The 23854-nt window shown below is 61.9% G+C and carries 22 protein-coding genes; 13 read left to right on the top strand and 9 right to left on the bottom strand.

The features are described from left to right. Positions 1 to 10: 10 nt before the first annotated feature. From KVG87_RS14665 to KVG87_RS14650, 4 genes are all read left to right on the top strand, one after another. On the top strand, positions 11 to 1117 hold the full coding sequence (locus tag KVG87_RS14665; RefSeq protein WP_217851317.1) for an ABC transporter permease: 1107 nt from the start codon (positions 11 to 13) through the stop codon (positions 1115 to 1117). Then, the gene (locus KVG87_RS14660) at positions 1117 to 2043 is read left to right on the top strand and encodes an ABC transporter permease (RefSeq protein WP_217851316.1); all 927 of its coding nucleotides are present in this window, start codon (positions 1117 to 1119) and stop codon (positions 2041 to 2043) included. The genes KVG87_RS14665 and KVG87_RS14660 overlap by 1 nt, the downstream gene beginning before the upstream one ends. Before the next feature lie 276 nt (positions 2044 to 2319). Then, positions 2320 to 3006: an SDR family oxidoreductase gene (locus tag KVG87_RS14655; RefSeq protein ID WP_039764086.1), complete on the top strand. Its 687-nt coding sequence runs from the start codon at positions 2320 to 2322 to the stop codon at positions 3004 to 3006. A gap of 256 nt (positions 3007 to 3262) precedes the next feature. Further along, the gene (locus tag KVG87_RS14650; RefSeq protein ID WP_217851314.1) at positions 3263 to 4621 is read left to right on the top strand and encodes an 8-oxoguanine deaminase; all 1359 of its coding nucleotides are present in this window, start codon (positions 3263 to 3265) and stop codon (positions 4619 to 4621) included. A 124-nt stretch (positions 4622 to 4745) separates the two neighbouring features. Here the strand turns inward: KVG87_RS14650 and KVG87_RS14645 are convergent, their stop codons facing one another. Continuing rightward, positions 4746 to 5837: a calcium:cation antiporter gene (locus KVG87_RS14645; RefSeq protein WP_217851312.1), complete on the bottom strand. Its 1092-nt coding sequence runs from the start codon at positions 5835 to 5837 to the stop codon at positions 4746 to 4748. A 287-nt stretch (positions 5838 to 6124) separates the two neighbouring features. Between KVG87_RS14645 and KVG87_RS14640 the strand changes: the two genes are divergently transcribed. The 3 genes from KVG87_RS14640 to KVG87_RS14630 all read left to right on the top strand — a co-directional run bounded on the left by KVG87_RS14640 (position 6125) and on the right by KVG87_RS14630 (position 9343). Next, positions 6125 to 7198 carry a BMP family ABC transporter substrate-binding protein gene (locus KVG87_RS14640; RefSeq protein WP_016771815.1) on the top strand — a complete coding sequence of 358 codons (1074 nt, stop codon included), beginning with the start codon at positions 6125 to 6127 and terminating at the stop codon, positions 7196 to 7198. A 145-nt stretch (positions 7199 to 7343) separates the two neighbouring features. Then, positions 7344 to 8309, top strand: a complete 966-nt coding sequence (locus KVG87_RS14635; RefSeq protein WP_217851309.1) for a 2-oxoglutarate and iron-dependent oxygenase domain-containing protein — start codon at positions 7344 to 7346, stop codon at positions 8307 to 8309. Positions 8310 to 8389: 80 nt separating this feature from the next. Then, positions 8390 to 9343 carry an adenosine deaminase gene (locus tag KVG87_RS14630; protein WP_024011466.1) on the top strand — a complete coding sequence of 318 codons (954 nt, stop codon included), beginning with the start codon at positions 8390 to 8392 and terminating at the stop codon, positions 9341 to 9343. Positions 9344 to 9464: 121 nt separating this feature from the next. Here KVG87_RS14630 and KVG87_RS14625 read toward each other — a convergent pair whose 3' ends face one another. From KVG87_RS14625 to vimR, 3 genes are all read right to left on the bottom strand, one after another. After that, complete coding sequence (locus tag KVG87_RS14625; protein WP_217851307.1) at positions 9465 to 10832, bottom strand: MFS transporter; 1368 nt, start codon at positions 10830 to 10832, stop codon at positions 9465 to 9467. A 127-nt stretch (positions 10833 to 10959) separates the two neighbouring features. Further along, entirely contained in the window at positions 10960 to 11694 is a 735-nt protein-coding gene (locus tag KVG87_RS14620; RefSeq protein WP_122601536.1) for an ArsR/SmtB family transcription factor, read from the bottom strand. Positions 11695 to 12011: 317 nt separating this feature from the next. Beyond that, complete coding sequence (gene vimR, locus KVG87_RS14615) at positions 12012 to 12941, bottom strand: transcription regulator VimR (RefSeq protein WP_016771820.1); 930 nt, start codon at positions 12939 to 12941, stop codon at positions 12012 to 12014. A 119-nt stretch (positions 12942 to 13060) separates the two neighbouring features. Here vimR and KVG87_RS14610 point away from each other — a divergent pair, with 119 nt between their 5' ends. The 3 genes from KVG87_RS14610 to KVG87_RS14600 all read left to right on the top strand — a co-directional run bounded on the left by KVG87_RS14610 (position 13061) and on the right by KVG87_RS14600 (position 14726). Further along, positions 13061 to 13354, top strand: a complete 294-nt coding sequence (locus KVG87_RS14610) for a putative quinol monooxygenase (protein ID WP_122601535.1) — start codon at positions 13061 to 13063, stop codon at positions 13352 to 13354. Between the two features lie 32 nt (positions 13355 to 13386). Further along, entirely contained in the window at positions 13387 to 14400 is a 1014-nt protein-coding gene (locus KVG87_RS14605; RefSeq protein WP_217851305.1) for a zinc-binding alcohol dehydrogenase family protein, read from the top strand. Positions 14401 to 14552: 152 nt separating this feature from the next. Beyond that, positions 14553 to 14726, top strand: a complete 174-nt coding sequence (locus tag KVG87_RS14600) for a hypothetical protein (RefSeq protein WP_016771823.1) — start codon at positions 14553 to 14555, stop codon at positions 14724 to 14726. A gap of 17 nt (positions 14727 to 14743) precedes the next feature. On the opposite strand, the gene KVG87_RS14595 is transcribed toward KVG87_RS14600, so the two are convergent. Further along, positions 14744 to 15940, bottom strand: a complete 1197-nt coding sequence (locus KVG87_RS14595; RefSeq protein WP_024011460.1) for a multidrug effflux MFS transporter — start codon at positions 15938 to 15940, stop codon at positions 14744 to 14746. An 87-nt stretch (positions 15941 to 16027) separates the two neighbouring features. Continuing rightward, positions 16028 to 16225, bottom strand: a complete 198-nt coding sequence (locus KVG87_RS14590; protein ID WP_041479643.1) for a cation transporter — start codon at positions 16223 to 16225, stop codon at positions 16028 to 16030. 148 nt (positions 16226 to 16373) lie between these two features. Between KVG87_RS14590 and KVG87_RS14585 the strand changes: the two genes are divergently transcribed. The 3 genes from KVG87_RS14585 (at position 16374) to cueR (ending at position 19777) form a co-directional block, all read left to right on the top strand. Then, positions 16374 to 16757, top strand: coding sequence for a hypothetical protein (locus KVG87_RS14585; protein ID WP_024011458.1), 384 nt, complete (start codon positions 16374 to 16376; stop codon positions 16755 to 16757). Between the two features lie 216 nt (positions 16758 to 16973). Next, positions 16974 to 19367 (top strand): copper resistance metal-translocating P1-type ATPase CueA, encoded by a 2394-nt coding sequence (cueA, locus tag KVG87_RS14580; protein ID WP_217851302.1) that lies wholly within the window; start codon positions 16974 to 16976, stop codon positions 19365 to 19367. Then, complete coding sequence (gene cueR / locus KVG87_RS14575) at positions 19364 to 19777, top strand: Cu(I)-responsive transcriptional regulator (RefSeq protein ID WP_016771827.1); 414 nt, start codon at positions 19364 to 19366, stop codon at positions 19775 to 19777. The genes cueA and cueR overlap by 4 nt, the downstream gene beginning before the upstream one ends. On the opposite strand, the gene KVG87_RS14570 is transcribed toward cueR, so the two are convergent. The 3 genes from KVG87_RS14570 to KVG87_RS14560 form a co-directional block, all read right to left on the bottom strand. Further along, positions 19731 to 20939 (bottom strand): MFS transporter, encoded by a 1209-nt coding sequence (locus tag KVG87_RS14570; protein ID WP_217851300.1) that lies wholly within the window; start codon positions 20937 to 20939, stop codon positions 19731 to 19733. The genes cueR and KVG87_RS14570 overlap by 47 nt on opposite strands. Positions 20940 to 21163: 224 nt before the next feature. Continuing rightward, a complete protein-coding gene (locus KVG87_RS14565) occupies positions 21164 to 22060 on the bottom strand; it encodes a PA4780 family RIO1-like protein kinase (protein WP_016771829.1) in 897 nt (298 codons plus the stop codon). Positions 22061 to 22392: 332 nt separating this feature from the next. Beyond that, positions 22393 to 23670, bottom strand: a complete 1278-nt coding sequence (locus KVG87_RS14560) for an acetyl-CoA C-acetyltransferase (protein WP_217851297.1) — start codon at positions 23668 to 23670, stop codon at positions 22393 to 22395. Positions 23671 to 23854: the final 184 nt, after the last annotated feature.

Here is a 23854-nt window from a genome sequence, read left to right as displayed (position 1 = left end):
GAGTTTCAACATGCTGCTTTCTCTCGAACCCCGTGGCCAGCAATCGCGCCTGATGCTGTGGTGCTCGCCGTTATTGGCGGCGGCGCTGACCCTCGGCTGCGGCTCGCTGTTGTTCATCGCTCTGGGCCACGACCCACTGCAAACCTTGCACACACTGCTGATCGCGCCCGTCAGCGATTTGTATGGCGTGTCTGAATTGCTGGTCAAGGCGCTGCCGATTCTGCTCTGCGCACTGGGCCTGGCCGTGGCCTATCAGGCGCGGATCTGGAACATCGGCGCCGAAGGCCAACTTCTACTTGGCGCCTTGGCCGGCAGTGCTCTGGCAGTGAACGTTATCGACATGCAAAGTCGCTGGGCGCTGGTGCTGATTCTGCTGACCGGCACGCTGGCGGGCGCCGCATGGGCCGGGCTCACCGCATGGCTGCGCACGCGCTTCAACGCCAACGAAATCCTCACCAGCATCATGCTCAACTACATCGCGCTGAACCTGCTGCTGTTCTGCGTGCACGGGCCGTTGAAGGATCCGGCGGGCTTCAATTTTCCCGAGTCGGCGATGTTCGGCGACGCCAGCCGTCTGCCGCTGCTGCTGGAGGACGGCCGCGTGCATGCCGGCGTGTATTTCGCCCTGCTCGCGCTGGTTGCGGTGTGGGTGTTGTTGCAGAAAAGCTTCATCGGCTTCCAGATCAAAGTGCTCGGGCTGGACAAGCGTGCGGCAGGTTTCGTCGGCTTTCGCGAGAAGCGCCTGATCTGGCTGGCGCTGTTGATCAGCGGTGGTCTGGCCGGGCTCGCCGGGGTCTGCGAAGTGACCGGGCCGATCGGCCAACTGGTGCCCCAGGTGTCGCCGGGCTATGGCTACGCGGCGATCACCGTGGCGTTTCTGGGACGGTTGAATCCGCTCGGCATTCTGTTCTCCAGTCTGCTGATGGCACTGCTGTACATCGGCGGCGAGAGCGCGCAGATGTCGCTCAATCTGCCGCAAGCGATCACCCAATTGTTCCAGGGCATGATGCTGTTTTTCCTGCTCGCCTGCGACGTGCTGATTCTCTATCGGCCACGCCTGAAACTGCGCTGGAGCCGGCGCGCCTCGACCCCTGCCGTAACCGCCGGAGCGCTGTGATGGATATCGATCTGTTGAGCAATATTTTCTATGCCATGGTCCGCTGCGGCACGCCGCTGTTGCTGGTGGCATTGGGTGAGTTGATCTGCGAGAAAAGCGGCGTCCTCAACCTCGGCCAGGAAGGCATGATGCTGTTCGGTGCGGTGATCGGTTTTATCGTCGCGCTGAACAGCGGCAACCTGTGGCTGGGTGTGCTGTTGGCGATGCTGGCCGGGATGTTGTTGTCGTCACTGTTTGCCCTGGTCGCGCTGGTGTTCAACGCCAATCAGGTCGCCACCGGGCTGGCGCTGACGATCTTCGGCGTGGGCCTGTCGACATTTGTCGGCGCGGCCTGGGTGGGTAAGCCGCTGGCAGGTTTCGAGCCTTTGGCGATTCCGTATCTGAGTGAGATCCCGCTGATCGGGCGGATGCTGTTTGCTCAGGATTTGTTGGTGTATCTGTCGTTTGCGCTGTTTGCGCTGGTGGCGTGGGTGATCATCAAAAGCCGTATCGGCCTGATCATTCAGGCGGTCGGTGAAAACCCGGATGCGGCCAGCGCGATGGGCTTGCCGGTGCTGACCGTACGCACTCTGGCGGTGTTGTTCGGCGGAGCAATGGCCGGGCTGGCCGGGGCTTATCTGTCGCTGGCCTACACGCCGATGTGGGCGGAAAACATGACCGCAGGGCGCGGCTGGATTGCCCTGGCACTGGTGGTGTTTGCCAGTTGGCGGGTGTGGCGGTTGTTGCTCGGGGCGTATCTGTTCGGCCTCGCCAGCATCCTGCACTTGGTGGCACAGGGATTGGGACTGGCGATACCTTCGAGCCTGCTGGCGATGCTGCCGTATGTGGCGACGATTTTGGTGCTGGTGCTGCTGTCCCGCGACGCCGTGCGCACTCGATTGTATGCGCCGGTTTCGTTGGGGCAACCGTGGCAGTCAGGACACTGATCGTTGTCAGAGCGGGCCTCTTCGCGAGCAGGCTCGCTCCCACAGGGGATCTGAGTGAACACGGGCATATGTGGGAGCGAGCCTGCTCGCGAAAGCGTCCGCACAGGCAACACTTGAACCACGCCTCATGATTGTTTCTGATCAAACACCCTCGAGAAACTCAAGAAGCCTGGAGTATGCTCCGGGGTCAAAGCCTGTTTTCGCCAAGCGCTGCAACTGTGGCTCGGTCAGGCGTGTCCATTGAATCCTGAATGCTGACTTTCAAGGAAACCCATCATGTCTCAGGCAAAAAACGCACTGATCATCGGCGCCTCCCGGGGCTTGGGCCTCGGTCTGGTGAAGACCCTGCTGGGCGATGGCTGGCAAGTGACCGCGACAGTGCGCAATCCGCAGAAGGCCGAGGCGCTGCAAGCGCTGGGTGACGTGCGCATCGAGAAGCTCGACATGGACGATCAGCAAGCGGTGATCGCTCTGAGCCAGAAACTCAAGGGCGAAACCTTCGATCTGTTGTTCGTCAACGCCGGGGTCAAAGGCCCGGACGTGCAGACGCCGGGCGGTGCGACCCTGGCCGAGGTCGGGCAACTGTTTTTCACCAACGCAGTGGCGCCGATCAATCTCGCCCAGCGTTTCGTCGGGCAGATTCGCGACGGCAGCGGCGTGCTGGCGTTCATGAGTTCGGTACTCGGCAGCGTGACCATGCCCGACGCGCCGGAACTGGCGCTGTACAAGGCGAGCAAGGCGGCGCTGAATTCGATGACCAACAGTTTTGTCACGCAACTGGGCGAACAGAAACTCACCGTACTGTCGTTGCACCCGGGCTGGGTGAAGACCGACATGGGCGGCGAAGGCGCCGATCTCGACGTCGAGACCAGCACTCGCGGGCTGATTGATCAGGTCAATGCGTTCACCGGCAAGGGCGGGCATCACTTCGTCAATTACAAGGGTGAAACGATTGCCTGGTAAGCACTGAAAATCCCGATGTGGGAGCGAGCCTGCTCGCGAATACGATCTGTCAGGTAAATCTGTATCGACTGACATGACGCCTTCGCGAGCAGGCTCGCTCCCACAGGGAGTGATGGTGAATGGTCGGGTGGCGCTTGCCCGGCGCGGCGATTTGTTTGAAACTGCGCGCCTCGTCCTTCGCGGCGACCCTGGATCAGCAGACAGGGCAACACTGAGCTGGCAACCCTGAACCCAACTTTCAGAGGAGCCGGCCACAATGCCTGCGATCCGTATCTGGTTAAAAAATCCCCTCGCCATTTTCACCTCCAACGAGCTTGATGCCCGTGGCGGTCTTGTCGTGCAAGATGGTGTCATCGTCGAAGTGCTCGCTGCCGGTCAGCAGCCGTCGGCGCCGTGCAATGAAGTGTTCGATGCCCGCGAGCATGTGATCCTGCCGGGCCTGATCAACACTCACCACCACTTCTATCAAACCCTGACCCGCGCCTGGGCGCCGGTGGTCAATCAGCCGCTGTTTCCGTGGTTGAAAACCCTGTACCCGGTATGGGCGCGGCTGACGCCTGAAAAACTCGCCCTCGCCACCAAAGTGGCGCTGGCCGAATTGCTGCTCTCGGGTTGCACCACCGCTGCCGACCATCACTATCTGTTCCCGGACGGTCTGGAAAACGCCATCGACGTGCAGGTCGAAACGGTGCGTGAACTGGGCATGCGCGCCATGCTCACGCGCGGCTCGATGAGCCTTGGCGAGAAGGACGGCGGTCTGCCTCCGCAACAAACGGTGCAGGAAGGTCAGGTGATTCTCGACGACAGTCAGCGGCTGATTCGCGAGTATCACGAGCGTGGCGATGGTGCACAGATCCAGATCGCTCTGGCGCCATGCTCGCCATTCTCGGTGACCCCGGAAATCATGTCGGCCAGCGCTGATCTGGCGAACAAGCTCGATGTGCGTCTGCACACCCACCTTGCTGAAACTCTCGATGAAGAAGACTTCTGTCTGCAACGCTTCGGTCTGCGCACCGTCGATTATCTGGACAGCGTCGGCTGGCTCGGCCCGCGAACCTGGCTGGCCCACGGCATCCATTTCAACCCCGACGAAATCGCCCGCCTCGGCCAGGCCGGCACAGGCATCTGCCACTGCCCAAGCTCGAACATGCGCCTGGCGTCCGGCATCTGCCCGAGCATCGAGCTGACCGACGCCGGCGCGCTGTTCGGTCTTGGCGTCGACGGTTCGGCGTCCAACGATGCCTCGAACATGATCCTCGAAGCGCGTCAGGCTCTGTACATCCAGCGCCTGCGTTACGGCGCCGAAAAGATCACCCCGGAGCGCGTGCTGGGCTGGGCGACCAAAGGTTCGGCGAGCCTGCTCGGTCGCAGCGACATCGGCGAAATTGGCGTGGGCAAACAGGCGGATCTGGCGTTGTTCAAGCTCGATGAACTGCGCTTCTCCGGTAGCCATGATCCGATTTCGGCATTGCTGCTGTGCGGCGCGGATCGGGCGGATCGGGTGATGATTGGCGGCAAGTGGCGTGTGGTTGATGGTCAGGTTGAAGGGCTGGATCTGAAAGGTTTGATCGCCGATCACAGCCAGGCGGCCCGGCAGCTGATCGCCGGCACCTGACTCACCGCCGTTCAAAACTGTGGGAGCGAGCCTGCTCGCGAAGAGGGAGTGTCAGACAACATGTTTGTCGGATGACCCACCGCTTTCGCGAGCAGGCTCGCTCCCACATGAGTATCTGCCAGCCCTAAAGGCCCAGTAGCGACAGCATGATAAAGGTCGCAAACAGCACAAAGTGCGTCATGCCCTCAATGGCGTTGGTTTCGCCGTCATTGAGGTTGATTGCGCTGACGATCAGGGTGATGAAGATCATCACCGTTTGCACCGGGGTCATCGCCATTTGAAACGGCTGGCCGGTGTACAGCGCCATCGCTTCCATCACCGGTACGGTCAGAATCACCGTCGACAGTGACGCCCCCATCGCAATGTTGACCACCGACTGCATGCGATTGGCCAGTGCTGCACGCAGTGCGGTGAGAATCTCCGGCGCGGCGGAAATCGCTGCCACCAGAATCGCCGTGATCACTGGCGGTGCACCCGTGCCTTCCAGGCCCAGATCGAGGGTCTTGGACATCACCTCGGCCAGTGCGCCGATGATCACCACCCCCGACACCAGAATGCCGATCGACAGCGCCAGGCTGACCGGCTTCGGCTCCTGCTCGACCGGCTCCTTCTTGCGACGTTTGTCCGGGTAGCTGTAGCTGAAAAAGTAACTGTGCGGGCCGACTTGCATGCGCAGGAACAGCGCGTAAAGCACCATCATCGCGCCGATGGTGAATGCCGAATAGATCTTCCAGTTGGCCTCGGGAATAAACTCCGGGACCACCATCGACACGCCCATCGCGGTGAGAATCATCACGCTGTAGCTGCGCGCCGAATCGTCGTTGTAGGACTGTTCGCCGTGTTTGATCCCGCCCATCAGGGCGGCGAGGCCGAGGATGCCGTTGATGTCGAGCATCACCGCTGAATAAATCGTGTCGCGCACCAGTGTTGCCGAGGCTTCGTTGCTCATCATGATCGCCAGGATCACCACTTCGACCAGCACCGCCGAGAGCGTGAGGATCATCGTGCCGTAGGGGTCGCCGACCTTTTCCGCCAGCAGTTCGGCATGATGAGCAACACGCATCGAAGCGGCGACAATAAAGGCGATCAGCAGCAGACCGCCGACCAGCGCGACGATCTGGCCGTTGTGCAGCAGCCAGTGTTCCAGTGGATAAGCGACGCACGCGGCAAGGACTGCCAGCAGCAGGAAGCTTTCTTGTTTGAGGATCGAGAGCATGACGGGCCTTTTGCCGAAAAGAGCTGATGAAGCTACTGACTGCCGCGCGCCGCTAACGTTTCGTTACATCTTTGCGCACCACGCGATGGCAGCTGGATTCAGGCATGCACTTTTATTGGCCTTGCCGGCCTCTTCGCGAGCAGGCTCGCTCCCACATTCAAATGCGTCCCCTGTGGGAGCGAGCCTGCTCGCGAAGGCCGCGCCGCGTTTTCGAATGCGTTTGTTGTCCTGTTGGTCAGCAATTTGCATTAGCCCTGAGCACACACAACAAAATGGAGTTCGGGTTCATGCCAATACGTCCGCTGCACAAACTGCTGTACGCCGCCATCGGTCTGGGAATCAGCCTGAGCGCCAGCGCTGCCGATCCGCTGAAGGTCGGCTTCGTCTACATCGGCCCGATCGGTGACCACGGCTGGACGTATCAGCACGAACAGGGGCGCAAGGCCCTGGCGGAAAAACTCGGCACGCAGATCACCACCAACTACGTGGAAAACGTCGCCGAGGGCGCCGACGCCGAGCGGGTGATCCGCAACATGGCCAAGGACAAATACGACCTGATCTTCACCACGTCTTTCGGCTACATGAACCCGACAGTGAAAGTCGCCAAGCAATTTCCCAAGGTCACTTTCGAACACGCCACCGGTTACAAGCAGGACAAGAACCTCGGCACCTACCTGGCGCGCACTTACGAGGGCCGTTACGTCGGCGGTTTCCTCGCGGCGAAGATGACCAAGACCAAGAAGATCGGCTACGTCGCCTCGTTCCCGATTCCGGAAGTGATCCGCGACATCAACGCCATCCAGCTGGCCCTGAACAAGTACAACCCTGGCACCGAAATCAAAGTGGTGTGGGTCAACTCCTGGTTCGATCCGGGCAAGGAAGCCGACGCCGCCAACGCGCTGATCGATCAGGGCGTCGACGTGGTGTTCCAGCACACCGACAGCCCGGCGCCGATCCAGGCTGCCGAACGGCGCGGCGTGTATGCCGTGGGCTACGCCTCGGACATGGCCCACTTCGGCCCGAAAGCAGTGCTGACCTCGATCGTCAACGACTGGGCGCCACACTACATTCAGGCGACGCAGAGCGTGATCGACCACACTTGGAAATCTCAGGATTACTGGGGCGGGTTGAAGGAAGGCACGGTGGAACTGCCGATCAGCGATCTGGTGCCGGCACCGGTGAAAGCCGAAGCCGAGCAGTTGATCGCCGACATCAAGAGCGGCGCATTGCAGCCGTTTACCGGGCCGATCAAAGATCAGGCCGGTGTAGAAAAAATCCCGGCGGGCGTGAGCGCGACCAATGCGGAACTGGCTTCGATGAATTACTACGTTGAGGGCATGAAGGCCGAGATGCCGAAGTAGTCCCCCGATTCACCACACAAAACCCTGTGGGAGCGAGCCTGCTCGCGAAAGTGGTGTGTCATTAAACAAAAATGTTGTCTGACACTCCCTCTTCGCGAGCAGGCTCGCTCCCACATTGGAAACACAGCGTATTCAAGGATTGTGTATGGATCAGCTTCCGATCATTGATATCAGCCCGCTCTATGGCGACGACGAAAACGCCTGGCCTGCGGTGGCAGAACAAATCGACCAAGCCTGTCGCGAGTGGGGCTTTTTCTACATCAAGGGCCATCCGATCTCGGCGCAACGCATCGACGCCCTGCTCGATCACGCCCAGCGCTTCTTCGCCCTGCCAGCCGCAGAAAAACTCAAGATCGACATTACCCAGACCCGCCATCATCGCGGCTACGGTGCGATTGCCACCGAGCAACTGGACCCGGACAAACCCAGTGACCTCAAAGAAACCTTCGACATGGGCCTGCACCTGCCGGACGAACATCCCGAGGTGCTCGCGGAAAAACCCTTGCGCGGCCCCAATCGGCACCCGGCGCAACCCGGCTGGGAAACGCTGATGGAGCAGCATTACCTCGACATGCAGGCGCTGGCGCAAACCCTGCTTCGAGCAATGACCATTGCGCTGGGCATCGAGCGCGACTTCTTCGATTCGCGCTTTGTCGAACCCGTCAGCGTGTTGCGCATGATCCATTATCCGCCGCGTCACACCGCCAGTTCCGCCGAGCAGCAAGGCGCCGGCGCCCATACCGATTACGGCTGCATCACCCTGCTCTATCAGGACAGCGCCGGCGGTTTGCAGGTGAAGAACGTCAAAGGTGAATGGATCGACGCGCCACCGATTGACGGCACGTTCGTGGTCAACCTCGGCGACATGATGGCGCGCTGGAGCAACGACCGTTATCGCTCGACCCCGCACCGGGTGATCAGCCCGCTGGGCGTGGATCGCTATTCGATGCCGTTCTTCGCCGAACCGCACCCGGACACGCGCATCGAATGCCTGCCCGGCTGCCAGGACGCGCAGCATCCGGCGAAATATCCGACCACCACCTGCGCGCAATTCCTGCTGTCGCGTTTCGCCGATACTTACGCGTATCGACGTGAGCAAGAGGCGGTTTGAGCGATCACCTGGTCAGGTTTTGCCAATTGTTGCGGCCAGCCTCTGTAGAATGCCGGCATTGCACCTGATGAGAAAAGACTATGTACGACTGGCTCAACGCCCTGCCCAAAGCCGAACTGCACCTGCATCTGGAAGGTTCGCTGGAGCCTGAACTGCTGTTCGCCCTGGCCGAGCGCAACAAGATCGCCCTGCCGTGGAGCGACGTCGAAACCCTGCGCAAGGCCTACGCCTTCAACAACCTGCAGGAATTTCTCGACCTGTATTACCAGGGCGCCGATGTGCTGCGCACCTCGCAGGATTTCTACGACCTGACCTGGGCCTACCTGCTGCGCTGCAAAGCACAGAACGTGATTCACACCGAACCGTTCTTCGACCCGCAGACCCACACCGACCGGGGCATCCCGTTCGAAGTGGTGCTCAACGGCATCGCCGCCGCCCTCAAGGATGGCGAGACGCAACTGGGCATCAGCAGCGGTTTGATCCTCAGCTTCCTGCGCCACCTCAGCGAAGACGAAGCGCAGAAAACCCTGGATCAGGCGCTGCCGTTTCGTGATGCGTTTGTCGCGGTCGGGCTCGACAGTTCCGAGATGGGCCACCCGCCGAGCAAATTCAAACGCGTCTTCGATCGCGCCCGCGACGAAGGTTTCCTCACCGTCGCCCATGCCGGTGAAGAAGGCCCGCCGGAGTACATCTGGGAAGCCATCGACCTGCTGAAAATCCAGCGCATCGACCATGGCGTACGCGCGATCGAAGACGAGCGCCTGATGCAGCGGATCATCGACGAGCAGATCCCGCTGACCGTATGCCCGCTGTCGAACACCAAGCTCTGCGTGTTCGATCACATGTCACAGCACAACATCCTCGACATGCTCGAGCGCGGCGTGAAGGTCACGGTCAACTCCGATGACCCGGCGTATTTCGGTGGGTACGTGACGGAGAACTTCCATGCGCTGCACGAGCATCTGGGCATGACTCAGGATCAGGCCAAGCGCTTGGCGCAGAACAGCCTGGATGCGCGGTTGGTAAAACCGTAAGCAACACCGCAAAACCAATGTGGGAGCGAGCCTGCTCGCGAAGAGGGAGTATCAGTCAACATTTTCGTTGGATGAAACACCGCTTTCGCGAGCAGGCTCGCTCCCACATTCATATCGATGTTCACTCGGTAAGCTCTTCCAGGGTCTTGCCCCGCGTCTCCATCCCGAACAGCCACACCACGCCCGCCGCGATCGCGAAGCACGCCGCGCCCAGCGCGAACACTCCGCCCTGCCCGGTAATCGGGAACACCAGCCCGGTCACCAGTGGCCCGAGCAGTGAGCCGACGCGGCCGATGGCCGAGGCGAATCCCGAGCCGGTTGCCCGCGCTGAAGTCGGATACAGCTCTGGCGTGTAGGTGTAGAGCACCGCCCACATGCCGAACAGGAAAAACTGCATCAACAATCCGGTGCCGATCAGCAACGCGACGTTGCCGCCGAACACCGCGCTCTGCCCATACAGAAACGCCATCACCCCGCCGCCGAGCAGGGTGACGATGCACACCGGTTTACGCCCCCAACGCTCGACCAACCATGCCGCCATGAGGAAGCCGGGAATCCCGCCGAGCGAGATCAGCACCGTGTAGTACACCGACTGCGTCACGGCGAAACCCGACTGCTGCAGCAATGCGCTGAGCCAGGAAGTCAGCCCGTAGAAACCCAGCAATGCGAAGAACCACAGACTCCAGATCATCGTTGTGCGCTGGCGATATTGCGGCGACCAGATCTGCTTGAGCGCCGAGAAGAAATTGCCCGGTGGCGTCACCGTGCGTGGCAAACGAACCGGTTCCGGCAAGGCTGCACCGCCCAGCGAAGCACGCACTCGCGCTTCGATGCCATTCAACACCTTGTCCGCGTCAACGTCGCGCCCGGCCTGTTCCAGCCAGCGCGGCGACTCAGGGATGAAAAAGCGGATCGCCAGAACGAACACCGCCGGCACCGCCAGTACCAGGAAGATATCGCGCCAGCCAATCAGCGGCAGCAGGAAGTACGAGAGCACGCCCGCTGCGACAAACCCCAGCGGCCAGAAGCCGTCCATCAGGGCGATGTAGCGCCCGCGTCGTTGTGCCGGAATCAGCTCCGAGAGCATCGATTGCGCGATGGGAAACTCCATGCCCATGCCGATTCCGAGCAGGATGCGAAACAGCGTCAGCGTCTCCACCGTCTGCGCCGTCGAACACAGGTAACTGGCCACGCCCCACAACACGATGCTCCACTGAAACACCGGTTTGCGCCCGAAGCGGTCGGCGAGCATCCCTGACAACGACGCCCCGAGCACCATGCCGAAAAAGCTTGAGCTGGCCAGCAACCCTGCCTGTGCACTGCTCAGGCCGAACTCGGCTTTGATCGAGCCGAGCAGGAAAGTCATCATCGCCAGATCCATGGAATCGAAGAAAAACGCCAAGGCGATGATGATGAAAATGACGCGGTGATAGCCGCTGAGCGGCAGCCGTTCCAGGCGTTCAGCCGCACTAAAGCGTTGTGTATTCATGTTGTGCTCCCCCATCCGGAAAATCCCCGGATCGAGTGTGCGCGATGGTCATTCAGAGGTCGTACTGGATGCGACCTGTTCACAGCCGTGGACGACGTCAGCCTTCAGCTCATCGCCGAGCAACGCTCTAGAACGCTGTTTCCAGCTCGGTTTCCTTGGCAAAGCGATGGATTTCGCGCTGGCCCGTCGCGGTCAACTGCAAGGCGCGGGAATCGTTGGGCAAGGTCAGCCAGCCGGACTGCATGAACAACTGCAACAGCGCCGCGCCCAGTGAGCCGCCCATGTGCGGACGGCGCTCGCTCCAGTCCGGGCAGGCGCAGGCGACCTGCACGTTGCGGTGGGCCAGGGCCTGGATGAACACTCCGCGCTGCGCCAGTCGGGTGGAGCCCTTGTGCGTCACCACCACCCGCTGCTCAAGCTGTTCGATCCAGCCGGCGTCGAGCAGGCGCTGATACAGGTCGGCCGCCAGGGTACCGCCCAGATGATCGTCGCAGAACCGCGCGCGCAACAGCGAAGACGGCGCCGCCTGCGGCCTGACCATGGGAGCCGTGCGTTTCAGCGCATCAGGGATTTGCCGTGGCGCGCTGGCAATGGTGGCGCTGGCCAGTGCTTCGATCGCCGCGCCGACTTCCGGGGCCGCCAGGCGAAAGAAGCGTTTGCGCCCACGCATTTCGATGTTCAACAGCCCCCCTGCGGACAGGCGTCCCAGATGCGCACTGGCCGACGACGGCGAGAGCCCGGCCAGCAGCGCCAGCTCTTCGGCTTGCCGCGCCGAGCCATCCATCAACGCCCACATCATCGCGCTGCGCTTGGGGTCGGCCAGCAATGTCGCGATCTGGCTGATGCACGGTGCATGTTCCATATGTTCACTCCCTGTTGAATCGTATCGTCTACCGCTCGGAGACATCCTGGCCGGTTATGGGGCATCGGCCAACACGCGAAAATCGCCCGGGATCGGTGGCAAGGGATGCCATCGACACCAGCTGCTCCGGCACACAACCTGGCAGCAGAAGTAGCAACCGTCACCAAAAGCCGGCAACGCGTTACGGGGTCTGCGCGCCGGGTGTCAGTGCAGGCATGAGGCGGGCGCTAGTATAAGCGGGTTAAGCCAGACGTCCTGCGCCTGGGCCTGGGCAGGTGGCGATTGTTCCTGACAGAAATTTCTCTAATTGCCTGCGACTAATGATCAACTTTGAGGAAACCGGGAAATTGGCTACTCAATTCGGCGCATCGGCTGGCGAGCATCTCCCTCAGCAGGTTCACCGGCTTACTCAATTGTGCGCGATGGGCGCACAACAGATTCAGCGGTGCGCGCTCACACAGCAGTTCCGGCATCAGCACTTTGAGGCGTCCGGCGAGCACATCGGCGCCGACGTCGAGCCAGGATTTGTAGGCGATACCGGCACCGGCCAGCGCCCATAGCCGCACGACGTCGGCGTCATCACTGAAGCGGTCACCACTCACGGTCAGGCCGACTTCACGCTTGCCATCGTGAAAACTCCAGTGGTCATGAACGCGGCTGCCGAGCATGTAGAGCAGGCAATTGTGCTGGGCCAGTTGCTCGAGCTGGCGCGGTTCGCCATGCCGGGCCAGGTAATCGGGAGATGCGCACAACACGCGGCGATTGTGTGGCGCGATGGGCAAGGCGATCAGGCTGGAATCTTCCGGCTCGCCGTAGCGCAGGGCGATGTCCACCGGCTGCCGGAACAGGTCGGCAATGCGGTCGCCAAGCAGCAGGCGCACCGTCAGTTTCGGGTGTTCACGCTGGAACGCGTCGAGCCACGGCAGCAGCAGATTGCGGCCGAAGTCCGAGGGCGCCGAAAGCTGCAAAATCCCGCTGACCTGATCCTGACCGCTGGCGAGCAGGCGACGCCCTTCGTCGAGATTGCTCAGGGCGGCGCGCGCATATTCGAGAAAACCTTCACCCTCGGCGGTCAGGCGCAGGCTGCGGGTCGACCGCGCCAGCAGCCGTGCGCCGAGTTGCTGCTCGATGCGCTTCAACGCCGCGCTGGCCACCGCCGCAGACATGTCCATCACCCGCGCCGCCGCCGACAGGCTGCCCAGATCCGCCGCGCGGACAAACAACTGCAGGTCATCAAAACGCAACATGCGCAGCCTCGATTATCAAAAAAATATTGAAAGAGACTGCTCTTTTAGCCGGTTTTATCGCGCAGAGAAATAGCCAATGATGGCTTCCATCGAATTCACCCCGATTCTGGAGTCCGCGCATGTCCCAGCCCTTTACCGCTATCGCCACCCTGACCGCTAAATCCGGCCAGCAGGACGTTCTCGAACAGGCGCTGCGCGCCCTCGTCGAACCGAGCCGCGCCGAGCCCGGTTGTGGCCAGTACGACCTGCACCGCGACCTTGCCGATCCGCAGGTTTTTTATGTCATCGAACAGTGGGCCAGTGACGAGATTCTTGAGACGCACAACGCCAGCGCGCATTTTCAGAAGTTTCAGGCCAGCGCCGGCCACACCATCGAACACTTCCAGCTCAAACGCCTCGGCAAGATTGCCTGAATCCTTCTTCTATAAACTGTACGGAGTCATCCATGAAAGCCATTGCCTATTACGCGTCCCTGCCGATCAGCGACACCAAGTCCCTGCAAGACATTGAACTGCCAGAACCGATCGCCGGTCCGCGCGACCTCTTGGTGGAGGTCAAAGCCATCTCGGTCAACCCGGTCGACACCAAAGTGCGGCAAAACGTGGCACCGGAAAACGGCGCGGCGAAAGTGCTGGGCTGGGACGTTGCCGGTGTGGTCAAGGCTGTCGGCAGCGAAGTCACCCTGTTCAAGGCCGGTGACAAGGTGTTTTACGCCGGTTCGATTGCCCGGGCCGGTGGCAACAGCGAGTTGCACGTGGTCGATGAGCGCATCGTCGGTCACATGCCCAAGTCCCTCGGTTTTGCCGAAGCCGCCGCGCTACCGCTGACCGCCATCACTGCGTGGGAATTGCTCTTCGAGCGCCTGCAAATCAGCGAGGGCAGCAGCGATGAAGGCCAGAGCCTGCTGATCGTTGGCGCGGCGGGCGGAGTGGGCTCGATCCTCACTCAATTGGCCAAGCAGTTGACCGGCCTGAAAGTCATCGGCACTGCCTCCCGTGCGCAAACCCGTGACTGGGTCAGCGCACTCGGTGCCGATCTGGTCATCGATCACAGCCAGCCGCTGAGCGAAGAATTGAAACGCGCAGGCATCGACAGCGTGACCCACGTCGCCAGCCTGACCCAGACCGATCAGCATCTGGCGCAACTGGTCGAAGCCCTCGCGCCGCAAGGCAAATTGGCGCTGATCGACGATCCGAAGTCCCTCGACATCAGCCTGCTCAAGCGCAAGAGCCTGTCGCTGCACTGGGAGTTCATGTACACCCGCTCGCTGTTCGAAACGCCGGACATGATCGAACAGCACAAGCTGCTCAACCGCGTCGCCGAACTGATCGACGCCGGCACTTTGAAGACGACTTTGGGCGAGCACTTCGGTGTGATCAACGCGGCCAACTTGCGCCGTGCCCATGAGCTGCTGGAAAGCGGCAAGGCCAAGGGGAAAATTGTTTTAGAAGGTTTCTAAAAAAATAAAACCCCGCAACCGCTCGTGATGCCAGAGCGGTTGCGGGGCTTTTTGCCGTCAGTCGGTTGCTTGACCCTTGTCACAATTACGCGGGTATCGAGGTCTACAATCGAAGCCTCTGCGATACATCTTTTACGCAAGGGAGGTCAGCAATGAAGATCCTGATAAAAGAAGTGGCAAAGTCTCAATGGCAGGTGCGCCTGGACCAGCACGTCGTGACCTTTCGCAGTGAAGCCGAGGCTCTGGCCTTCACTCGTACCCTCGAAGCGCGACTCTGCGCGCCCCACCGGATTCCCGAACCCAGCCAGCAGCGCGCCGCCGGCTGAGCTCCAAAGTCGAGCGTTCAGACCTGGGCTTGCGCCAGCGCCCGGGCATTCTGCAAGCGCCGGGTGAGCAGCGCGACGCTCACCACCAGCAAACCACACAGGCTGATGACCATGGCCATCGGCACGGCGCTGCCATCGTGCAACACCCCCACCAACGCGGCGGCACCGGCGGCGATGCTGAACTGCAGGCAACCGAGCATCGCCGACGCACTGCCGGCGCGGGCGCCCTGACCGTTCATTGCGCAAGCCGAGGCGTTGGGAATGATGCAGCCGAGGCTGGCAATGCAGATGAACAGCGGAATCAGCAACGGCCACAACGCCTCTGGACGCATCGCGCTCACCGCCAGCAACGTCAGCCCGGCGAGGAAGTACACCCACACCGCGCGTACCAGCAAGAACGCCGGGCCACGCTTGGCCAGCAGACGCGCATTGACCTGCGCCACCAGAATGAACCCCGCCGCATTGGTGCCGAACAACCAGCCGAAGTGCTCGGCGGGTACACCGTAGAGCTTGATGAACACAAACGGGGAGCCGGCGATGTAGGCGAACATCCCGGCGATGGCGATGCCGCCGGTCAGGGCGTGGCCGAGGTAGACCGAATCCTTGACCAGTCGTGCGTACTGGCGCAACGCACCGGACAACGGCTGGCGCGGCACGTGGGCCGGCATGCTTTCCGGCAGCCCCAACGCCACCGCCAGACCCGCCGCCGCACTGAACCCGGTGAGGACCAGAAAGATCGACTGCCAACCCGTGGTGTTGACCAGCAGCCCACCGAGCATCGGCGCCAGAATCGGCGCCAGGCCCATCACCAGCATCAACTGGGAAAACACCTTCGCCGAGCCCACCGCGTCGCACTTGTCAGCAACCACCGCACGGGAAATCACCATCCCCGCACAGCCACCGAGTGCCTGGACGAAACGCGCGCCGATCAGCCATTCCAGGCTCGGCGCGTAGGCGCAGGCCAATGACGCCAGGGTAAACAGGGCGACACCGCTGAGCAGCGGAAGCCGCCGGCCGAAACGATCGGAAATCGGCCCGTAAGCCAGTTGGCCCAGAGACAGACCGAGGAAGTAAGCCGCCAGCGTCAGTTGAACGTGCTGCTCATCGGTGCCGAACGCCAGCGCCATCGCCGGGAACGCAGGTAAATAGAAGTCGATCGCCAAAGGACCGAAAGCGCTCAAGGCGCCGAGTATCAAAATCGTGCGGAAATTCATCAGGCATCCAGGTGGGCAAGTCGCAGCCCGACAGTCTAGCCGCGCCCGGACGCCTTGAACATTCCGATAGCTCGCTAACGATCAATTTCAGACGAGCTTCACCTCATAACCCTCTTCGCGGATCGCTGCGATGACCTGATCGGCACTCAGCGCGCTCTCGACGCCGACTTCCTTGGCCGCCAGATCGACGCGCACGCTGGCCGCCGGATCCAGCGCCTGCACCGCAGTGGTGATGGCTTTGACACAATGACCGCAGGACATGCCTTGAACGTTGAACACTTGCATGGGAAAACTCCTTTGAGTGAGGTTGCCGGCAGTCTCGAGCTTGCCACGATGGCAAGGTCAAGTTCTGCGAAAAACTGCCGGGCTGGCATTCGGCGTCGCGCTCGGCCAAGCTGCATGCATCAATGACTGGAATTCAGGAGATTCAGCCATGCGCTGGTCAGCTTTGGGCCTGTTTGGCTTGCTCAGCCTTTTCGCCGCCGTCCCGCAGGTGCAAGCCGCCGGCGAGGATTACGCGGTACTGATCATTTCCCGCGAGCGCCTCGAAGTGGCGACCTCGTGCGAAATCGGCGTGTACATCCAGGACCAGCTCTCGGCACGCCTGTTCCAGGAGCAGAGCACGTCGTTCAACCTGCCACCGGGCAAGGTTTCGCTGCGCTTGAAACTGCTGCCGGGCCAGGCGCCGGGTTGCAATCCCGGCATGCTCGCACCGGGCTCGCAGGAAGTCGTGCTGCACGCGGGGGATGTGCTGAAGTTCCGCCTGGCGATGAATGCCGAAGGCGTGTACCTCAAGCCGGCTGGCCTCGGTTACTGAGCCAATCGCCGATCCGTCGCCGATCGTTCCCACGCTCTGCGTGGGAATGCAGCCATGGACGCTCTGCGTCCCGAAGTGTGACGCGGAGCGTCACAGGAGGCATTCCCACGCGGAGCGTGGGAACGATCAACACGCTCGCTCCCACAAGAATGGTGCTTGACCTTGCCCGCATGGCAAGGTTGATCCTGTAGACATCCACTACAGGGAGCGCGACCGATGTCCGAATCCACCACTTTCGATCTGCCGATTGCCGGCATGACCTGCGCCAGTTGCGCCGGGCGTGTCGAGCGGGCGCTGCGCAAGGTCAGCGGCGCCAGTGCCGTCAGCGTCAACCTGGCCACCGAACAGGCGCGGGTACAGGCGCCCGGCGACAGCCTGCCGGCGCTGATGCAAGCCGTGGAGCGCGCCGGTTACAGCGTGCCCCGGCAAACCGTCGAATTGAGCATCGACGGCATGACCTGCGCGTCCTGCGTCGGTCGCGTCGAACGCGCCCTGAGCAAAGTCCCAAGCGTGAGCAGCGTCAGTGTCAATCTGGCCAACGAACGTGCGCACATCGAATTGCTCGGCCAGGTCGATACGCAAACCCTGCTCGACGCGGTGAGCAAGGCCGGTTACTCGGCCAGCGTCTGGCAAGCTGAACGGCCACAGTCCGATGACCAGCAAAAACGCCTGCATCGCGAGCGCTGGGCATTGATCTGCGCGATCGCCCTCGCTCTGCCGCTGGTGTTGCCGATGTTGCTGCAGCCGTTCGGCATTCACTGGATGCTCCCGGCCTGGGCGCAATTCGCCCTCGCCACCCCCGTGCAATTCATCTTCGGCGCACGCTTTTATGTGGCGGCGTGGAAAGCCGTGCGCGCCGGCGCCGGCAACATGGACCTGCTCGTCGCCCTCGGCACCAGCGCCGGTTATGGCCTGAGTGTCTATGAATGGGGCAGCGCGGCCGGACGCATGCCGCATCTGTATTTCGAGGCCTCGGCGGTGGTCATCGCTTTGGTGTTGCTCGGCAAGTATCTCGAGAGCCGCGCCAAACGCCAGACCGCCAGCGCCATCCGCGCCCTCGAAGCATTGCGGCCGGAGCGTGCGATTCAAGTCATCGAGGGGCGTGAGCAGGACGTCGCGATCAGCGCCCTGCGCCTCGACGATCTGGTGCTAGTCAAACCCGGCGAACGCTTCCCGGTGGATGGCGAAGTCGTCGAAGGCCAGAGCCACGCCGACGAAGCGCTGATCAGCGGCGAAAGCCTGCCAGTGCCGAAACAGCCGGGCGACAAGGTCACCGGCGGCGCGATCAATGGCGAAGGTCGTTTGCTGGTGCGCACCCAGGCGCTCGGCGCGGAAACCGTGCTGGCGCGGATCATTCGTCTGGTCGAGGACGCGCAAGCGGCGAAAGCGCCGATCCAGAAATTGGTGGACAAGGTCAGCCAGATTTTCGTGCCGACTGTGTTGCTGATCGCCCTTGCCACGCTGATCGGCTGGTGGCTGTACGGCGCACCGCTGGAAACTGCGGTGATCAATGCCGTCGCCGTGCTGGTGATCGCCTGCCCGTGCGCCCTCGGCCTCGCCACCCCGACGGCGATCATGGCCGGCACCGGCGTCGCCGCACGCCACGGCATTCTGATCAAGGACGCCGAAGCGCTGGAGCGCGCCCATGAAGTCAGCAGTGTGGTGTTCGACAAGACCGGCACGCTGACCTCGGGTACGCCGCGTATCGCGCACTTCAGCGCGGTCGATGGCGACGAAAACAATCTGCTGACCTTGGCCGGTGCGTTGCAGCGCGGCAGCGAGCATCCGTTGGCCAAAGCGGTGCTGGATGCCGCCGCCGAACGCGGCTTGAACGTGCCCGATGTCAGCGACAGCCAGGCGCTGACCGGACGCGGCATCGCCGGCACGCTGGATGGCCGGCGCCTGGCGCTGGGCAATCGGCGGATGCTCGACGAAAGCGCCTTGAGTGCCGGTGAATTGAGCACATCCGCCGAAGCGTGGGAACGCGAAGGACGCACATTGTCGTGGCTGATCGAACAAAGTCCTGAGCCGAAGGTGCTGGGTCTGTTCGCCTTCGGTGACACGCTGAAACCCGGCGCACTGCAAGCGGTGCAACAACTCGCCGCGCGGGATATCCAGAGCCACCTGCTGACCGGCGACAATCGCGGCAGCGCACGGGTGGTGGCCGAGGCTCTGGGCATCCAAAATGTCCACGCCGAAGTGCTGCCTGCCGACAAGGCCGCGACCGTCGCCGAGCTGAAGAAAACCGGCGTAGTCGCCATGGTCGGCGACGGCATCAACGACGCCCCGGCCCTCGCCGCTGCCGACATCGGCATCGCCATGGGCGGCGGCACCGACGTTGCCATGCACGCGGCCGGTATCACCCTGATGCGCGGCGATCCGCGACTGGTGCCGGCGGCGCTGGAGATCAGTCGCAAGACCTACGCAAAGATTCGCCAGAACCTGTTCTGGGCCTTTGTCTACAACCTGATCGGCATTCCGCTGGCGGTATTCGGTTTCCTCAATCCGGTGCTGGCCGGCGCGGCGATGGCGCTGTCGAGCGTCAGCGTGGTGAGCAATGCGCTACTGTTGAAAACCTGGAAGCCCAAGGACCTGGAGGAACACCGATGAACATCGGCCAAGCGGCCCGACAAAGTGGCCTGAGTGCAAAAATGATTCGTTACTACGAGTCGATCGGTTTGCTCAAAGCGGCCAATCGCACCGACAGCGGTTACCGCGTATACGGCAGCGATGACCTGCACACGCTGGCGTTTATCAAGCGCTCGCGGGATCTGGGCTTTTCCCTGGAAGAGGTCGGCAAGCTGCTGACCCTCTGGCAGGATCGCCAGCGCGCCAGCGCCGACGTGAAGGCCCTGGCGCGCCAGCACATCGACGAGCTGAATCAGAAGATCCGCGAGCTCGGCGAGTTGCGCGACACCCTGCAGGACCTGGTCGAGCATTGCAGCGGCGACCATCGCCCGGACTGCCCGATCCTCAAGGAGCTGGCGTCGGGCTGCTGCGCGCAACCCGCTCGCGCCTGATCCGCAACAGCGTCACCACGCCCAAGGTGCCGAGGGGAATGCCGTGGAACAGCATGACCACGGCCCCCGGCGTCCACCACGCATAGAACGGCGCAGCGACCAACATGCCGATGCCGAAACCGCTCATCTGCAGCAAGGTCAGCACGCTGAAAATCGGCAGGCGCAACGCCGCAGGTTCCCGTTGCAAACGTGACATCAGGCTGACTTCGGAGACTCCATCACCAAGCCCGGCCGGCAATGCAAACAGCAGCAGACCGTAGAGGCTGTGCTGCTGGAACATCAGAATGAAACCGCAGGACATCAGCGCCACGCCGCAGAAAAATCGTCTTTCAAGGTGGCTGTTCTCCGAGCCCTTGAGGTGACTGGCGATGCGTGCGCCGAGCAGCTTGCCGCTGGCCCATACCGCAAGCGCCAGGCCCAAGGTCGTACTCGCCGCCTCGGGCGTGAGCAGTTTCGAAATGATCGGGAAGCCGACGTTGTGCGCAGCGCTGCCCAAGGTGTCGGCCATGGTCACCGCAAGCATGGCCGCGACCACTGGCGCCGAACGCAGGCCCTGCCGCAGCGCAAACCATTCACCGCGCTCCGGCTGTTCGCTGACATCGGTTTTTTCGAAACGCAGCGGCATGATCAGCAGCGCCGCGAGCACATAGGTCAGCGCATTGAGGACGAAGACCGTTTCAAAACCAAAAGCAGCCACCAGCAACCCCGACACCAGACTGCCGCCGACCATGGCTGCTGAAGAGGCTGAGGTGATCCAGGCATTGGCCTTGAGCAGCTGCGCCGGCTCAATCAAACGCGGCAACTGGCTGTTGAGGCCGATGGCGAACATCGAATTGCCCAAGCCGAGGCCGAAGGCAATCAACGGCAACAGCCATGCCTGCTGACTCGCCGGAGTAATCAACAGCAGCCCCAGCAGTGCAGCGCGCAACAGATCGAAAGCAATCAGCGGCGCGCGGCCCTGCCAGCGCCGGTAGAAGCGCGTGCCGATCAGGCTGGCGAAAATTCCGCCAACGACGCGGCTGGCAAGGAAGATGCCGACGCTCATGGCGCTGTTGCTCAGCAAATAAACGTAAGTGGCCAGCGCGACCATGTTGAGGAAGGCGCCGAAATCGGAGATCAGCCGGGCGGTTACGATCAGGTGGATGTTGCGTGGGGTGGTCACATTCAGTCCTTGAGTGTGCGAAGGCAGGCCAGATTCCCATACAACTTTCAGCAACACCAATATCTCTTGTGGGAGCGAGCCTGCTTGCGAAAGGCATTTGAACCACCGTTATCGGTGACTGACATACCGCCTTCGCGAGCAGGCTCGCTCCCACAGGTGTTTCGCTGGTTCTGGAATGCGCAGGCACAAAAAACCCGGCCGAAGCCGGGTTTTTCATCACGCGATCACTGCATCCACGGCGGTGGAGGCGGTTCTTCGGGTTTGCCTTTCGGCGCGTCGTCCGCCGCGCGAATGGCTTGCTTGCGTTCCTCGTCGAGGCGCGCCGCTTCGATTTCGCGCAACACCCCGCCAACATCGGCCAGGTCTTCCGGATCGTCGAACTCGCCGGTCAGCACACTGTTCGGGTGCAAGGTGCCGGCTTCGTACAACGCCCACATTTCCTTGGCGTACTTGGTCTTCTTCAATTCCGGCGCGAAACGGCCGAAGTACGAAGCCATGTTGCCAACGTCACGCTCGAGCATGCTGAACGCGTGGTTGTTGCCCGCAGCGTCGACTGCCTGGGGCAGGTCGATGATGACCGGGCCGGTCGGGGTCAGCAGCACGTTGAACTCGGAGAGGTCACCGTGCACCAGACCGGTACACAACATCAGCACGATCTGCGAAATCAGGAACGCGTGATACTCGCGCGCCTGATCCGGCTCCAGTACCACGTCGTTCAGACGCGGCGCGGCGTCGCCGAATTCGTCGGCCACCAGCTCCATCAACAGCACGCCGTCGAGGAAGTCATAGGGTTTGGGCACTCGCACACCGGCGCCGGCCAGACGGAACAGCGCCGCCACTTCGGCGTTCTGCCAGGCGTCTTCGGTCTCTTTGCGACCGAACTTGGACCCCTTCGCCATGGCCCGCGCCTGACGGCTGTTACGAACCTTGCGGCCTTCCTGATACTCGGCCGCCTGGCGGAAACTGCGTTTATTCGCCTCCTTGTAGACCTTGGCGCAACGTAACTGATTGCCGCAGCGCACTACATAAACAGCTGCCTCTTTGCCACTCATCAGTGGGCGCAGCACTTCGTCGACCAGACCGTCCTCGATCAGGGGTTCAATGCGTTTTGGAGTCTTCATCAGCTTTTATTGTGGGTCCTTTATTACCAAACACGCGAATGTCACTCGTTATACGGCAATCCTCGCCCGACGGGGAGGGGTTGCCGACCTGTGAACCTTGAGGATGCACACACTGTGCCGGATCAATCGCAGCGACCCGGGCGAATCATAGCCGAGACCGTGGCATTGATTGGTATCGGTCGGCAAGGGCATTTGCGACAGAATCTGACATACACATGCACCGGAGCCCCTGTGGGAGCGAGCCTGCTCGCGAAAGCGCTCTGTCAGCAGAGAATGATGGCGACTGACACGGCGCCTTCGCGAGCAGGCTCGCTCCCACATTGGAATACTGCTTAGCGTTCAATGATCGCGGTGACACCCTGCCCGCCCGCCGCACAGATCGAAATCAACCCTCGCCCCTTGCCCGCCGCATCCAGCAGTTTGGCCAGGTTCGCGACAATGCGCCCGCCCGTCGCGGCGAACGGATGCCCCGCCGCCAGCGAACTGCCTTTGACGTTAAGCCGACTGCGATCAATCGAACCCAGCGGTGCGTCGAGCCCCAAGCGGGTTTTGCAGTATTCGGGATCTTCCCAGGCCTTGAGCGTGCACAGCACTTGCGCGGCGAAGGCTTCGTGAATTTCGTAGTAATCAAAATCCTGCAACGTCAGCCCATTGCGCGCCAGCAAGCGTGGCACGGCATACACCGGCGCCATCAGCAGGCCCTCGGCACCGTTGACGAAATCCACCGCCGCCGCCTCGCCGTCGCGCAGATAAGCGAGGATCGGCAAGCCGCGCGCTTTGGCCCATTCCTCACTTCCCAGCAACACCACCGAAGCGCCATCGGTGAGCGGCGTGGAATTGCCGGCCGTCAGCGTGCCCTTGGCGCTTTTCTCGAAGGCCGGTTTCAGCGTGGCGAGTTTTTCCAGGGTAAGGTCCGGGCGCAGATTGTTGTCGCGGGTCAGGCCGAGGAATGGCGTCATCAGATCGTTGTGCCAGCCTTCGCCGTAGGAAGCGGCGAGTTTGTGGTGGCTTTCGAGGGCCAGTTGATCCTGTTCTTCGCGGGGAATATTCCAGGTCTGCGCCATCAGCTCACAGTGCTCGCCCATGGACAGGCCAGTACGTGGCTCGCCGTTGCGCGGGAATTCGGGAATCAGATGCCGGGCGCGCAACTGCAAAAGGGTTTTCAGTTTGTCGCCGGTGCTCTTGGCGCGGTTGGCCTGTAGAAGAATCCTGCGCAGGCCTTCGCTGACGCTGATCGGCGCATCGGAAGTGGTGTCGACGCCGCCAGCGATGCCGCAGTCGATCTGGCCGAGCGCGATTTTATTCGCCACCAGCAGCGCCGCTTCCAGACCGGTGCCGCAGGCTTGCTGGATGTCATAGGCCGGCGTCGTCGGAGACAAGCGCGAGCCGAGCACACATTCGCGGGTCAGGTTCATATCCCGTGACAATTTAAGCACCGCGCCTGCCACCACCTCGCCGATGCGCTGGCCGTGCAGGTTGTAGCGCTCGATCAGGCCTTCCAGCGCGGCGGTGAGCATCGCCTGATTGCTGGCCGAGGCGTACGGCCCGTTGGAGCGGGCGAAAGGGATGCGGTTACCGCCGATGATCGCGACGCGGCGCAGCTGGGTCATGGATAACTCCTGTGGAATTTGCGGATTCACATGGAAACCTGTGGGAGCTGGCTTGCCAGCGATGGGGGCGGCATTTCCAACCCTTCAGCGGCTGACACTCCGCCATCGCGGGCAAGCCCGCTCCCACAGGGTCAGTGGTCTACTCTGCTAAACCAGCGTAGGCCTTATTGCGCCGATCGAACGA

Source organism: Pseudomonas siliginis (assembly GCF_019145195.1).
Taxonomy (GTDB): Bacteria; Pseudomonadota; Gammaproteobacteria; order Pseudomonadales; family Pseudomonadaceae; genus Aquipseudomonas; species Aquipseudomonas siliginis.
The sequence above is the reverse complement of the archived record's forward strand: the minus strand, read 5'-3'. Positions and strand labels throughout refer to the sequence as shown.

Excerpts from the sequence above, each read along its gene's own strand:
- KVG87_RS14665 (WP_217851317.1), top strand. The coding sequence starts at position 11 with ATGCTGCTTTCTCTCGAACCCCGTGGCCAGCAATCGCGCCTGATGCTG.
- KVG87_RS14660 (WP_217851316.1), top strand. The coding sequence starts at position 1,117 with ATGGATATCGATCTGTTGAGCAATATTTTCTATGCCATGGTCCGCTGC.
- KVG87_RS14655 (WP_039764086.1), top strand. The coding sequence starts at position 2,320 with ATGTCTCAGGCAAAAAACGCACTGATCATCGGCGCCTCCCGGGGCTTG.
- KVG87_RS14650 (WP_217851314.1), top strand. The coding sequence starts at position 3,263 with ATGCCTGCGATCCGTATCTGGTTAAAAAATCCCCTCGCCATTTTCACC.
- KVG87_RS14645 (WP_217851312.1), bottom strand. The coding sequence starts at position 5,837 with ATGCTCTCGATCCTCAAACAAGAAAGCTTCCTGCTGCTGGCAGTCCTT.
- KVG87_RS14640 (WP_016771815.1), top strand. The coding sequence starts at position 6,125 with ATGCCAATACGTCCGCTGCACAAACTGCTGTACGCCGCCATCGGTCTG.
- KVG87_RS14635 (WP_217851309.1), top strand. The coding sequence starts at position 7,344 with ATGGATCAGCTTCCGATCATTGATATCAGCCCGCTCTATGGCGACGAC.
- KVG87_RS14630 (WP_024011466.1), top strand. The coding sequence starts at position 8,390 with ATGTACGACTGGCTCAACGCCCTGCCCAAAGCCGAACTGCACCTGCAT.
- KVG87_RS14625 (WP_217851307.1), bottom strand. The coding sequence starts at position 10,832 with ATGAATACACAACGCTTTAGTGCGGCTGAACGCCTGGAACGGCTGCCG.
- KVG87_RS14620 (WP_122601536.1), bottom strand. The coding sequence starts at position 11,694 with ATGGAACATGCACCGTGCATCAGCCAGATCGCGACATTGCTGGCCGAC.
- vimR (WP_016771820.1), bottom strand. The coding sequence starts at position 12,941 with ATGTTGCGTTTTGATGACCTGCAGTTGTTTGTCCGCGCGGCGGATCTG.
- KVG87_RS14610 (WP_122601535.1), top strand. The coding sequence starts at position 13,061 with ATGTCCCAGCCCTTTACCGCTATCGCCACCCTGACCGCTAAATCCGGC.
- KVG87_RS14605 (WP_217851305.1), top strand. The coding sequence starts at position 13,387 with ATGAAAGCCATTGCCTATTACGCGTCCCTGCCGATCAGCGACACCAAG.
- KVG87_RS14600 (WP_016771823.1), top strand. The coding sequence starts at position 14,553 with ATGAAGATCCTGATAAAAGAAGTGGCAAAGTCTCAATGGCAGGTGCGC.
- KVG87_RS14595 (WP_024011460.1), bottom strand. The coding sequence starts at position 15,940 with ATGAATTTCCGCACGATTTTGATACTCGGCGCCTTGAGCGCTTTCGGT.
- KVG87_RS14590 (WP_041479643.1), bottom strand. The coding sequence starts at position 16,225 with ATGCAAGTGTTCAACGTTCAAGGCATGTCCTGCGGTCATTGTGTCAAA.
- KVG87_RS14585 (WP_024011458.1), top strand. The coding sequence starts at position 16,374 with ATGCGCTGGTCAGCTTTGGGCCTGTTTGGCTTGCTCAGCCTTTTCGCC.
- cueA (WP_217851302.1), top strand. The coding sequence starts at position 16,974 with ATGTCCGAATCCACCACTTTCGATCTGCCGATTGCCGGCATGACCTGC.
- cueR (WP_016771827.1), top strand. The coding sequence starts at position 19,364 with ATGAACATCGGCCAAGCGGCCCGACAAAGTGGCCTGAGTGCAAAAATG.
- KVG87_RS14565 (WP_016771829.1), bottom strand. The coding sequence starts at position 22,060 with ATGAAGACTCCAAAACGCATTGAACCCCTGATCGAGGACGGTCTGGTC.
- KVG87_RS14560 (WP_217851297.1), bottom strand. The coding sequence starts at position 23,670 with ATGACCCAGCTGCGCCGCGTCGCGATCATCGGCGGTAACCGCATCCCT.